Origin of the sequence: Sporosarcina sp. FSL K6-2383 (assembly GCF_038618305.1) — a bacterium.
In the GTDB taxonomy this organism is placed as follows: domain Bacteria; phylum Bacillota; class Bacilli; order Bacillales_A; family Planococcaceae; genus Sporosarcina.
The window spans coordinates 979,852-992,768 of record NZ_CP152017.1; the positions used below are offsets into that span (position 1 = coordinate 979,852).

Annotated in this window: 15 protein-coding genes; all 15 read left to right on the top strand. The window is 44.0% G+C overall.

Going from position 1 to position 12,917, the window contains the following annotated elements:
- Positions 1-23 precede the first annotated feature (23 nt).
- Positions 24-881: an ATP synthase F1 subunit gamma gene (gene atpG, locus MKZ10_RS05115; protein WP_342508480.1), complete on the top strand. Its 858-nt coding sequence runs from the start codon at positions 24-26 to the stop codon at positions 879-881.
- Positions 882-1,115: 234 nt separating this feature from the next.
- Complete coding sequence (gene atpD, locus MKZ10_RS05120) at positions 1,116-2,531, top strand: F0F1 ATP synthase subunit beta (protein WP_342508482.1); 1,416 nt, start codon at positions 1,116-1,118, stop codon at positions 2,529-2,531.
- Between the two features lie 149 nt (positions 2,532-2,680).
- Positions 2,681-3,088: a F0F1 ATP synthase subunit epsilon gene (locus MKZ10_RS05125; protein WP_342508483.1), complete on the top strand. Its 408-nt coding sequence runs from the start codon at positions 2,681-2,683 to the stop codon at positions 3,086-3,088.
- A gap of 73 nt (positions 3,089-3,161) precedes the next feature.
- A complete protein-coding gene (locus tag MKZ10_RS05130; RefSeq protein ID WP_342508484.1) occupies positions 3,162-3,398 on the top strand; it encodes a DUF1146 family protein in 237 nt (78 codons plus the stop codon).
- Between the two features lie 525 nt (positions 3,399-3,923).
- Positions 3,924-5,222, top strand: a complete 1,299-nt coding sequence (gene murA, locus MKZ10_RS05135; RefSeq protein WP_342508486.1) for a UDP-N-acetylglucosamine 1-carboxyvinyltransferase — start codon at positions 3,924-3,926, stop codon at positions 5,220-5,222.
- 154 nt (positions 5,223-5,376) lie between these two features.
- On the top strand, positions 5,377-6,345 hold the full coding sequence (gene spoIID, locus MKZ10_RS05140) for a stage II sporulation protein D (protein WP_342508488.1): 969 nt from the start codon (positions 5,377-5,379) through the stop codon (positions 6,343-6,345).
- Positions 6,346-6,355: 10 nt separating this feature from the next.
- Positions 6,356-7,015, top strand: coding sequence for a peptidoglycan DD-metalloendopeptidase family protein (locus tag MKZ10_RS05145; RefSeq protein WP_342508490.1), 660 nt, complete (start codon positions 6,356-6,358; stop codon positions 7,013-7,015).
- Positions 7,016-7,225: 210 nt separating this feature from the next.
- A complete protein-coding gene (locus MKZ10_RS05150) occupies positions 7,226-7,495 on the top strand; it encodes a sporulation transcriptional regulator SpoIIID (RefSeq protein WP_342510027.1) in 270 nt (89 codons plus the stop codon).
- Positions 7,496-7,844: 349 nt separating this feature from the next.
- Positions 7,845-8,837, top strand: a complete 993-nt coding sequence (locus MKZ10_RS05155; RefSeq protein WP_342508493.1) for a rod shape-determining protein — start codon at positions 7,845-7,847, stop codon at positions 8,835-8,837.
- Positions 8,838-8,894: 57 nt separating this feature from the next.
- A complete protein-coding gene (locus MKZ10_RS05160; RefSeq protein ID WP_342508495.1) occupies positions 8,895-9,734 on the top strand; it encodes a flagellar hook-basal body protein in 840 nt (279 codons plus the stop codon).
- Positions 9,735-9,960: 226 nt separating this feature from the next.
- Positions 9,961-10,797 carry a flagellar hook-basal body protein gene (locus MKZ10_RS05165; RefSeq protein WP_342508497.1) on the top strand — a complete coding sequence of 279 codons (837 nt, stop codon included), beginning with the start codon at positions 9,961-9,963 and terminating at the stop codon, positions 10,795-10,797.
- Between the two features lie 23 nt (positions 10,798-10,820).
- Positions 10,821-11,150, top strand: coding sequence for a DNA-directed RNA polymerase subunit beta (locus MKZ10_RS05170; protein ID WP_342508499.1), 330 nt, complete (start codon positions 10,821-10,823; stop codon positions 11,148-11,150).
- A 244-nt stretch (positions 11,151-11,394) separates the two neighbouring features.
- Positions 11,395-11,838 carry a 3-hydroxyacyl-ACP dehydratase FabZ gene (gene fabZ, locus MKZ10_RS05175; protein WP_342508502.1) on the top strand — a complete coding sequence of 148 codons (444 nt, stop codon included), beginning with the start codon at positions 11,395-11,397 and terminating at the stop codon, positions 11,836-11,838.
- A gap of 92 nt (positions 11,839-11,930) precedes the next feature.
- On the top strand, positions 11,931-12,317 hold the full coding sequence (locus MKZ10_RS05180) for a hypothetical protein (RefSeq protein ID WP_342508504.1): 387 nt from the start codon (positions 11,931-11,933) through the stop codon (positions 12,315-12,317).
- A gap of 97 nt (positions 12,318-12,414) precedes the next feature.
- Positions 12,415-12,780 carry a hypothetical protein gene (locus MKZ10_RS05185; protein ID WP_342508506.1) on the top strand — a complete coding sequence of 122 codons (366 nt, stop codon included), beginning with the start codon at positions 12,415-12,417 and terminating at the stop codon, positions 12,778-12,780.
- The last annotated feature ends 137 nt before the right edge of the window (positions 12,781-12,917 follow it).

Consider the following 12,917-nt stretch of genomic DNA (forward strand, 5'->3'; position numbering starts at 1 on the left):
AACGATAAGGTGGTGAAATGTCAGTGGCATCATTACGCGATATAGAAAACCGTATTAAATCGACGAAGAAAACAAGTCAAATTACCAAAGCAATGCAAATGGTTTCGGCTTCTAAATTGACACGTGCAGAGAATAACGCTCTAGCGTTCGTTCCTTACATGGAGAAAATTCAAGAAGTTGTAGGCTCAATTGCTGCAGGTACAAGTGACTCAGGTCATCCAATGCTCGTATCTCGTCCTGTTAAAAAGACGGGCTACATCGTAATTACTTCGGATCGTGGGCTGGTAGGTGGCTATAATGCCAATATCCTACGCACGGTTAAAAATGCAATCGAAAAACGTCATGCGTCGAAAGATGAAGTGATGATTATTGCAATCGGACGGAAAGGTCTTGAATTTTTCCAACGTCTTGATTTCAATATTGTCGAAAGCCTCGAAGGAATTAGTGATCACCCTTCATTCAACGAAATAAAAGAAGTCGCTAATCGAGCTGTTGGCATGTTCACAGAAGGCGCGTACGATGAAGTGTACTTGTATTACAACCACTTTGTCTCCGCCATCTCAAGTGAAGTGACGGAAAAGAAATTGCTTCCGCTCACAGACGTCATATCGGCATCGGCAACGACTTCCTATGAGTTTGAGCCTTCAGGCGAAAAAATTCTTGAAGTGCTTCTCCCTCAATATGCAGAAAGCCTTATTTTCGGTGCGCTGATTGATGGCAAGGCAAGTGAACATGCTTCAAGTATGACAGCGATGAAAACTGCATCTGATAATGCAGCTGACTTAATAGATTCTTTAACACTTTCATTCAACCGTGCACGACAAGCCGCGATTACTCAACAAATTACAGAAATCGTCGGTGGCGTCGCAGCTCTCGAATAATATATAATTTGAATTTTTGATTCCCACACTATTTAGCTGATTGGAGTGGAGGGCGGCGACTCCAGCGGGAACAGCGCGAGCTGAAGACCCTGGACTGAGCGTAGCGAGGGAAGCGGCTGAAGCCGTGCCCGCGGAAAGCGTCCGCCCGGAACGGAAATCAGCGATTGATTGGATTCTTTAGTTCAGTATATACAGCTGAATTAGTACGGCAAAAGTAAGACAGGAGGGAAAAGTATGAATAAAGGACATGTACTTCAAGTAATGGGTCCGGTTGTTGACGTTAAGTTTGAAAACGGTCAACTTCCTGAGATCTATAACGCATTGAAGGTCCAGATTACTCGTCCAAACACTGAGCCTGAAACGTTGACACTTGAGGTCGCGCTTCACCTTGGGGACGATACTGTACGTACAATTGCAATGTCATCAACAGATGGCCTACAACGTGGTTCAGTCGTAGACGATATGGGTTCTGCGATTTCAGTTCCAGTAGGTGACGTAACACTAGGACGCGTATTTAACGTACTTGGAGAAATTATTGACCTTGGTGAGGAAATTCCGGCAACAGACCGTCGCGACCCAATTCACCGTTTAGCTCCAGTATTTGAAAACCTTTCAACAGAAGTTGAAATTCTTGAAACGGGTATAAAAGTTGTTGACTTACTAGCTCCATACATCAAAGGTGGTAAAATTGGCCTCTTCGGTGGTGCGGGTGTAGGTAAAACAGTTCTTATCCAAGAATTGATCAACAACATCGCTCAAGAACACGGTGGTATTTCGGTATTCGCTGGTGTTGGAGAACGTACTCGTGAAGGAAATGACTTGTTCTATGAAATGACGGATTCTGGCGTTATCAACAAAACGGCAATGGTATTCGGTCAAATGAACGAGCCACCTGGCGCACGTATGCGTGTTGCTCTAACAGGTTTGACAATGGCAGAATATTTCCGTGACGAAAAAGGCGCGGACGTTCTTCTGTTCATCGATAATATCTTCCGCTTCACACAAGCGGGATCTGAAGTATCGGCACTGCTTGGTCGTATGCCATCAGCGGTCGGTTACCAGCCAACACTTGCAACGGAAATGGGTCAGCTTCAAGAGCGTATCACATCGACAAACGTCGGTTCTGTTACATCTATCCAAGCGATCTACGTTCCTGCGGATGACTATACGGATCCAGCTCCTGCAACGACGTTTGCTCACCTTGACGCAACGACGAACCTTGAGCGTAAACTTTCTGAAATGGGTATCTACCCAGCGGTTGACCCACTTGCTTCAACTTCACGCGCACTAAGCCCAAGCATCATTGGCGAAGAGCATTACGAAGTTGCACGTCAAGTACAACAGACGCTTCAGCGTTACCGCGAACTTCAAGATATCATTGCAATCCTTGGTATGGATGAGCTTGGCGAAGAAGACAAATTGGTAGTAGGACGCGCGCGTCGTATCCAATTCTTCTTGTCACAGAACTTCCACGTAGCAGAGCAGTTTACAGGACAGAAGGGTTCTTATGTGCCTGTAGCTGAAACTGTTAAAGGCTTCAGTGAAATCCTTGAAGGTCGCTACGATCACCTTCCAGAAGATGCATTCCGACTTGTTGGGCGTATCGAGGAAGTTATCGAAAAAGCAAAAGCAATGGGCGTAGAAGTTTAATTTAAAATAGCAGGTAACCCCGCTATTTTAAATTAAAGCCTCCGGCGGATGCGACAGATTTTTCAAGGGAGTTAGTGAGCCCTGCTCGATAAAATCTGCGCCAAATTCGCCAAGGCGAATTTGAATTAAGCGACCAGGAGGGGAAACAAATGAAGACAATTAAAGTCAATATCGTCACTCCCGACGGCCCTGTTTGTGAAACTGAAGCGAATGTAGTCATCGCAGTTACTGAAGCAGGCGAAATCGGGATCCTTCCCGGCCACATTGCGATGGTTGCACCACTTCAAATTGGTGCACTTCGTCTGAAGAAGGATGACGCGACAGAACATATAGCGGTACATGGTGGTTTCCTTGAAGTCCGTCCGGATGTTGTTACTGTCTTGGCACAAAGTGCAGAAATGGCTTCATCTATCGATATCGCTCGTGCACAAGCTGCAGCGAAACGTGCGGAAGATGCATTGAGCGCTGAAAAAGATGAAAGTAATTACAAATTGGCGGAACTTGAACTAAAACGTGCCATCACTCGTATCAATGTATACGAAACAAGAAAAAAATGAGTTGTTGATGATGGCGGGCAGAGGAATAAGTTTCTTCTGTCCGCCTTTTATCGCGTTTACAGGAGGCTGAAGTATGACCGGTATGTTAGCATTTCAACCTTTGCTCGCAATTGTGTCACATATTTTTTTCATCGGTATTTCCTTTTTTGCACTACAGGCGATTATGCCGGAAAAAATAATTAAAAAGAATCACGTGATGCAAGCGCAGCTTTTGTTTATTTTACTTAGCGTAGCAATCGGTTCGTCCGTATCAAATTTCTTTTTGGAGATATCCTATTGGTCAGGAAGGCTCCCATTTATGTTTGAGTAATTTTTTAATTTCACCTGAATAATTATGCTTTTTGAACGACAATGCAAAATAATCCATGTTATCGCCGCGTATATGACAGCTTTTTAACTTGAATCAGCAGAAGTCCGCTGCTGATTCAAGTTAAGCATCCGGCGGATGTTAGGGATTTTGAGGGGAGCTAATTGTGAATCGAACAGCAAAGGGTTCGATTTGCCGTGTTTCTGCGTTTTTTGCAGAAATTAAGGCACTTAGATAAGCACAATTCAAAATCCCAACACAATCACGCCGAGGCATGATTGATTAAATGATGCATATACGGGGCGATGGCATGAAATTGACCATTCGTTGTTATGACACAAAACGTCAAAACTATACATAGTATAGACTACTTAGCAGTTAGTTCAGAAAATAGCCCTGACGCCGCTTGTTTATTATGCGTGGGCAATGTAAAATAGAATATGTTTTCATGGTAAATATCTAATAAGAAAATGTCGATAAATGTCTATAATATGTATGGCTACAACTTAGGAGTCGGAGGGACTTACTTTGGATAAAATTATTATTAACGGTGGACGTGTTCTAAGAGGAAATGTCCGAGTGGAGGGTGCTAAAAATGCAGTATTACCAATACTTGCAGCTGCATTACTCGCATCAGAAGGACCAAATATAATACGTGATGTACCAAATCTTTCAGACGTTGGAACGATTAATGAAGTACTCAAAAGTTTAAATGCAAAAGTGGAGCATTTCCCAGAAAAAGATGAAGTGATCATCGACTCAACAGGCACGCTGTCTGATGAGGCACATTTTGAATATGTACGCAAAATGCGTGCATCGATTCTCGTCATGGGACCACTTTTGGCGCGTAACGGTTACGCAAGAGTTGCTCTTCCAGGTGGTTGTGCAATCGGCTCACGCCCAATCGATCAGCATTTAAAAGGCTTTGAAGCGATGGGAGCAGAAATTTCATTTGGTCATGGACATGTTGAAGCGAGAGCTCAAGGTGGTTTGAAGGGCGCAAAAATTTATCTCGATTTTCCGAGTGTAGGGGCGACCGAAAATATTATCACAGCTGCCGCTTTGGCAAAAGGCACAACAATCATTGAAAACGCGGCAAAGGAACCTGAAATTGTAGACCTTGCGAACTTTATCAATGAAATGGGTGGAAAAGTTGTTGGGGCTGGTACGGACACAATCCGAATTGAAGGTGTAGTGAAATTATACGGCACAACGCATCATATTATACCGGATCGTATTGAAACAGGTACATTCATGGTGGCGGCAGCCATTACAGGTGGCGACGTCATTATTGACAACGCTGTTCCTGAACATAATGCTGCGCTAATCTCTAAATTAGGTGAAATGGGTGTCGTTATTACAGAGTTAGATGAAGGTGTACGTATCACTGCACAGCTGCCATTAAAGTCTGTTGACTTGAAGACAATGCCACATCCTGGCTTCCCAACGGATATGCAATCTCAAATGATGGCATTGATGCTGACGGCAACGGGTACAGGTGTTTTAACTGAAACTGTTTTTGAAAATCGTTTCATGCATGTAGAAGAATTCCGACGTATGAATGGAGCCGTTAAAATTGAAGGCAGATCCGTTATTCTCACGGGTCCATCTGAACTTCAAGGGGCAGAAGTAGCGGCGACAGATTTGCGTGCAGCTGCAGCGCTTATTTTAGCCGGCCTTGTAGCAGAAGGCGTTACACGTGTCACAGAGCTATCGCATCTGGACCGCGGCTACGTCAACTTCCACGGTAAACTTGCAGCACTCGGAGCGGATATTGTCCGTGTTTCACCGGAAATGCAAACTGAAAAAACAGCACAACTCGCTTAAATTGAATGTAATACATGAAAGAGGCTGTAGTCTACTCGCTACGGCCTTTTTGCTATTCCCCTGCAGCGTAGAAAAATGCGAACCACACACTAAGGAAAGAAAAAACCACCAAAAATCCCATGTATAAAACCCGTCCCCCCACATATACTTAATCATGGACAAACTACTAACCGTCTTATTCATCATACTCTTATTTTTTATCCCTGTTTTGTTGAAACAACCGCCGGACATGAGTAGCAAAGTCGAAGAGACCAAAGAGAAAACTTGCCAGATTATGATCACAGTGGCGGGTGTGGACAAGTCCATTACATTGGAAGAATACGTCGTAGGAGTAGTTGCCGGTGAAATGCCCGTTACTTTCCATCAGGAAGCACTGAAGGCACAGGCAATTGCAGCACGGACCTATGCACTCCGCACGACAAACTACGGTGAAAAACCAATCGCGGCAGATGTATCCGCCCAAGTTTATTCCAATGAAGTGCAGCGTAAAGAACGCTGGAAGAAAGAATTTAAGAACAACGAACGAAAAGTGCGTGCAGCTGTAGAAGACACAGCGGGAGATACGCTTGTCTATGGCGAAGAAATGATATCCGCCATGTTTTTTTCTACATCTAATGGCAAGACTGAAACCGCAGAAAACTTCAGTGGCAATGATATTCCCTACTTACGAAGTGTTGAAAGTCCTGGGGAGGAGGACGTGGCGCCAAAAGTGGAGAGAGAACTGAAGATGGAGCTAACTGAATGGGACGATAAGATAGGGAGCAAATGGGGTGCCGAGCGCTTTAAATCATTACAGCTTGTTAGAAACCCAACCGGCAGAGTTCAAAAGGCTGTCGCTTCCAACTTCGAGATGAGTGGACGGGAAATGCGAGATTTACTAGAACTTGCATCGACGGATTTCGATATCGCCTTCGACGTCACGAACCAAATTGTGCATGTGACAACAATAGGTTACGGGCATGGCGTAGGAATGAGCCAGTATGGGGCAGAGGCATATGCTCAGAAAGGGTGGAAGGCGGAAGACATTCTTTTACACTATTACAGTGGCGCTCAAATAAAAAAGTTTACATTAGTTGATTCCAAATGTTTAAAAACTCCTTCACTTGCAAACAATAGCGAGTGAGGTGATGACAATGCGAGAAGAAAAACCGAAAGCCCCTTCTCAGAAGAACAAAAGTGCAAAGACAAAAAGTTGGTTTTGGCCTATAGTCTATTCCGGTATCGCAATCGTCTTCGTCGGCATGATCTGGGGTTATAATGCATTCATGACGGAAGATTCCCCGGGGCTAGCAGACGTTGCAGGTAAGGACGTAAAGGATTCGCCAATTGTAGAGACCAACGCAGCAAGTGAAACGCTCAAGTATCCATTTGCTGAAGAACTCTATGATGACGTGGTCATTGTGCAAGATTTTTACGACCCAGAAGCGGACGCTGCTACACGTGAAAACGCTCTGCTCGTATTCGACCAAGAATATGTGACCAATACCGGCGTAATGATTTCCATTCAAGGCAAGCCATTCGAAGTGGTCGCAGCACTTAGCGGCAAAGTAGAAGAAGTTGTGAACGACCCATTCATGGGTGACGCAATCATCCTATCCCACGCAAACGGACTGACGACCATTTACAGTTCAGTCACAGCAATTCAGGTCAAGCCAGGTGATGAAGTGAGCCAAGGTCAGTCACTCGCCACAACTTCAGAGAATAAATGGAATACAGTAGCAGGTATCCATTTGCAATTTGAAGTACAAGAAAATGGCGTAGCCATTAACCCACGTTCCCGCCTAGCTTTCTGATTTGAACCACCAGCGCCAGTTACTGCATAATTCACGCTTGTTGAATTGTGAATAGTAGCCGGTGCTTTTTTTTGACAGGTTGGAGATTCTCCAGTAATGCTTGCACAGCTCCAACACTCCACTCCCACGCTCCTCCACCTCTGCGCATAACCTCGCCTTTAACAGCATAGAATAAAGGAAGATTCGGAGTTGACAGGAAAGGAAGAGGGCGTGCACGAGCAAATACGGAGGCGATGCGTGCGCCTCGGAAAAATGTTGCTGGAGACAGGACTAACGGTACGGGCGCTGGCAAAAGCGACGGGCTATTCGAAAAGCACGGTCCACAAAGATTTGACAGAACGGTTACCAAATGTCGATGTGGCATTGTCGGAAGAAGTCGCCAAAATACTTGCCTATCATAAGTCTGTCAGACATTTACGGGGTGGCGAAGCGACAAGGATTAAATGGATGAAAGAAATGAAGAAAGTGGGAAGTAGTTAGGAACGAAGGGCGGTTTCGCAATCTACATTGCGGGGCGCCCTTTATTTATTTTCATTCAGCATCTTGCTGAATGAAAATAAAGCCTCCGGCGGATGTCACAGATTTTGAAAGGAGCCAAGGAAGGCAACCTAAGTTCTGCCGCGTCCTGCGGCAACGGTGGCATACCCGCATCCTGCGGGCACAAGCTCGATTCAAAATCTGGACGCAATTACGCCGAGGCGTAATTGATTGGAAAGAAAGTGGTACTAAAGTATATTCATTAACGGATAACTATGGTAAAATGTTGAGTTAGGAGAGTATACATACACGGTATTATTCGATGATCCAGGTGGAAGGGGAAACGGAAATAATGTTTGCAAAAGATATTGGGATCGACCTCGGTACAGCCAACGTCTTGATTCACGTAAAAGGAAAAGGGATTGTTCTTAACGAGCCATCAGTCGTTGCCATCGATAAGAACTCAAACAAAGTACTAGCAGTTGGAGAAGAAGCAAGACAAATGGTGGGCAGAACGCCAGGTAATATCATCGCAATTCGTCCATTAAGAGACGGCGTGATTGCAGATTTTGACATTACAGAAGCGATGTTAACTCATTTTATCAATAAACTAGATGTAAAAGGATTCTTATCAAAGCCACGAATTCTTATTTGTTGCCCGACTAACGTTACAAGTGTTGAACAGAAAGCGATTCGTCAAGCAGCTGAAAAATCAGGTGGTAAAAAAATATATCTCGAAGAAGAACCAAAAGTTGCGGCAATCGGTGCAGGAATGGATATTTTCCAGCCGAGCGGTAATATGGTAATTGATATCGGTGGGGGAACGACGGATGTAGCCGTGCTTTCAATGGGAGACATCGTTACTTCGCAGTCCATCAATGTAGCGGGGGATACATTCGATAGTGATATCACACAATATATTAAAAAACATTATAAATTGCTCATCGGAGAACGCACTTCGGAGAATATTAAATTCGACGTGGGCACAGTTTTCATTGGCACACGTAAAGAACAGATGGATATTAGAGGACGTGATATGGTGACAGGTCTTCCGCGTACCATTACCGTCCATTCTGATGAAATTGGTGAAGCATTAAAAGAATCCATTTATATGATTGTCCAAGCAGCTAAAACAGTTTTAGAACAAACACCACCAGAGCTGTCTGCCGATATTATTGATCGCGGTGTGTTTCTGACAGGTGGCGGAGCATTACTACACGGTATCGACCAATTGCTCGCTGAGGAATTAAAAGTACCTGTATTTATCTCAGATAATCCTCTCGATTGTGTTGCAATTGGGACAGGCATCTTATTAGATAATATCGATAAAATTGCGGGTCGTTAATTAATAATGTTCCCTGAGTTACAATAGAAAATCGAAAGTAAATGAGGAGGCGGGCACATGTTCCGTGGGTTTTATACAGTTGGGTCAGGTATGATTGCACAGCAGCGTAGAACTGAAATGTTAGCGAATAACTTAGCGAATGCGAATACACCAGGCTTTAAGGCAGAACAATCATCTATTCGTTCATTTCCGGAAATGTACATGTCGAGCATTAATACGGCACGTATTCCAACGAAGGATGGTATTCAGTTGAAGGGTTTGACACCAGTTGGGGCGATTTCGACAGGTGTTTATATGCAGGAGACGTTACCATTGTTTGCGCAAGGTCAATTACGTGAAACAGAACTGACGACGGACGTGGCGCTCATTGACGGTCTTCTACCCGTTGACGATGAAACAGGAACGCAAGGCGCTGTCTTTTTTCGTCTTGAAAATCCAAATGGCGGCGAGCACTATACGAAAAATGGTAGCTTTACACTAGATCCAAGCGGTTTTTTGACGAACGCAATGGGGCATTACGTACTGGATAGTACCGGACAACGAATCGCCCTTCAAAATGACGATATACAAATCACGCAGGAAGGCGTGATTATGGACGGAGAAAATGCCGTGGCAACACTCGGTATTGCATTCGTACAGCGCCCTGATACACTGCTCAAACAAGGGAACGGAATGTTCGCGACAGAAGGCGGCGAAAATCTTCAAAATGCCAATGCAGTCGCGGGTGTGACATATTCCATGCAACAAGGCTATTTGGAAGTCTCCAACGTGGATGCAGCACAAACGATGACGGATATGATGACAGCCTACCGTGCATTTGAAGCCAATCAAAAAATTCTGCAAGCCTATGATCGCAGTATGGAAAAAGCAGTCACTGAAATCGGTCGCGTTAACTAAAAACTAAATCAATTACGCCTTGGCGTAATTGCGTCCAGATTTTTTCGAGCGAGCTCGAAAAGTTCCCCCTGAAAATCTGTGACATCCGCCGGAGGCATAACTTGAATCAGAAGGGATTTTGAACTCCTTCTGAATCGAAGTGCAGTCCGGCATTCATCCCGCCACCATATAGAAGCGGCGGACTTCTACTGATTCAAGTTAAGCTTTTTGAAGGGAGTCGACATAAATGCTACGCACAATGACAACAGCAACAAACACGTTAAACCAATTACAGCATCAGCTTGATATTATAGGGAATAACCTGTCGAATTCAGCTACTCATGGCTATAAATCGAGCGATGCAAAATTTCACGAGCTACTCTATCAACAATTCAATAACGATAAAGCTGACACAGCACCGCGTCAATCACCGCTGGGCATTCGCTATGGATCAGGTGCAGTTCTCGGACAAGCACAGATGAACTGGAAAGTGGGTACATTGCAGTCGACAGAACGTCAACTCGATTTTGCGCTGACGGAACCGAAGCAATACTTTAATATTCTTATGCCAGGAGACGGCGGAGAACAAACAGTTTATACGCGACAAGGGAATTTCTATATTTCCCCAATAGCAGATGGACAAGGTATGCTTGTTAACGCCGATGGTTATCCTGTTGCCAATAGTGCAGGTCTACCAATTACATTTACAGATGATGTCACAAATTTTACAATGAACGCGAGTGGAATGCTTACATTGACACATGCTGATGGTACAGCGGAAACGGTTGAACTGGGCATTACAGTCATGCAACGCCCTAATTTGATGGAACGTCTTTCGGCTACGAATTTTGGCTTGCCTGGAAATTTAGCTGACCTAGGTGTTACAGAGCAACAAGTGCTAACTGATCTGCAAGGCGAAGCCCGAAACCAAGTAGGCATTGAAGCAGGGAAACTTGAAGCGTCCAATGTAAACTATGAGAAAGAAATGACAGATCTTATTACTGTTCAACGCTCTTATCAATTCAATGCACGAACGGTGACATTGGCAGATCAGATGATGGGGCTAATTAACGGTATACGATGAAGTTTCTGTAGGGAGCACTGAATATGACAGATGAAAAACGAAATAAGGTAGACGAGCTAGAGACGCCGACGCGGACTCGGGCAACCCGAACACAACCACTACGCAATGAGCAAAGGCAGCGTAAGCGTAACAGCGAAAGTGAGCAAGCTACACCTAAAAATCAGTTTTGGGTGCAAATCCGCTTGTTACCAATTTGGCTACGTGTCGTACTCGTCTTGCTGCTACTTCTAGGCGTGGCTATATTGGGTGCGACTATTGGCTACGGCTATATAGGGGACGGCCAACCCGCTGATGTTCTCAAAAAAGAGACATGGACCCATATACTGGATATTTTGAATGGAAAAGAGTCGTAAAGGCTCTTTCGCTTTTATCTGAATTCAGCAGAATACCAGCACTTCTATAAGTGGCTGGATGAATGCAAAAAATTTTACTGTTCAGTGGGAGTCGAAACTCCAGCTGAACTCAGATAAAGCCTCCGGCGGATGTCACGGGTTTTTTAAGGGAGACTTTTCGAGCTCGCACGAAAAAATCCGGACGCAATGACGCCAAGGCATGATTGATAATGAATTACATAAATAACCTATCAGGGGGATGACTATGCTAACAACTGAGCAGATTCAAGCAATTTTGCCGCATCGTTACCCATTTCTCATGGTAGACCGAATACTTGAGGTCGAGGAAGGGAAACGTGCAGTCGGTATTAAAAATGTAACGATTAACGAAGAGTTTTTCAATGGACATTTCCCTGGTTACCCAGTGATGCCCGGCGTTTTAATTGTAGAAGCGCTGGCGCAAGTAGGGGCAGTTGCACTGCTACAAAAAGAAGAGAATAAAGGACGTCTCGGTTTTTTTGCAGGTATTGACAATTGCCGCTTTAAACGACAAGTAACGCCAGGGGATACATTGCGCCTTGAAGTAGAAATCACGAGACTTCGGGGAACAATCGTTAAGGCGAAAGCAACAGCAACTGTGGACGGGGAAATTACCTGTGAAGCAGAAATCACATTAGCATTAGGTCCTGCCGTTTCTAAAGAGGGCTAAATTTGCGAATAGATGGAAAATTAGTTACAATATCAGTGCAGGTCGTTATAAAAATGACAATGTACTTTTATAGTAGGAGGGTACAAGCTAGTATGTTTAAAGATCTTTCTCCAAATTTAAAAAGCAGTATTACGAGGTCGATTACACAGACCTTCGAACAATATATGAGTGATATTGAATGGTCTGAAGAAAAATTCAGCATTAATGATTTTATTGCCAATTGGCGTGAATATATCACGACAAAAGCGCTATGGTATACGAAAATTCCAGATGAAATGAAAAATGCTCCAACTTTTCATGAAGATCTTGCACAGCGTATCAATGAAATCATTGCGCGTCTCCTTGGTGAACCACCATCCCAAGAACAGATTGCGGCTATTCAAGCAATGCAGGAGCAGCTAAACACGCATTATGAGTACCATTGTAAGGCAGAAGCTGTTTACGTTGAAACATTGCTAAAGAATCATTTAGGTTTGTAAAAAAAGATACGGGGATAGTTCCTCCTTTTTGGGTCAAGCTACAAGTATCATACTGATTTGTATGGTAAACGGCTTGTGGAAAGGAGGAAATCATTTCATGTTCAAAAAAGCGATACCACTCGTTTTGATGTCGGGACTTGTATTGACCGCTTGTGCAAACAATGGGACAGTGCCCAAAAACAACGAAACGCCAATGGAAAACGTGGAAGACCGTACAAGGGACCTGACGCCTAACGTTAACGAGGGGCAAACGGGACCGAATATGGATGGTCTCGATAACAATCGGGATACGAACGGTGTACGTAACGGCGTCATCAATGATAATAACGGTGTTCGTAATGGAGTTATTGACAATGGCACCACAACGAATCCGACTGATGAAATCATTAATGGCGAAAATACGAACGTTCCCAATGAAGTGATCATTGACGAAAAAGTCAACAAGAATGGAAACAACCGCTAACCGCAAGCCGTATAAAAACCGCCTCGAATGCTGAGGCGGTTTTTATTATGGTGTAACAAAAATGCATTCTTATCGCTAGAATTTATTCATTATCTAGAAAATCATAAAATTTTCGTACTGTTAATAAGTTGGAACCT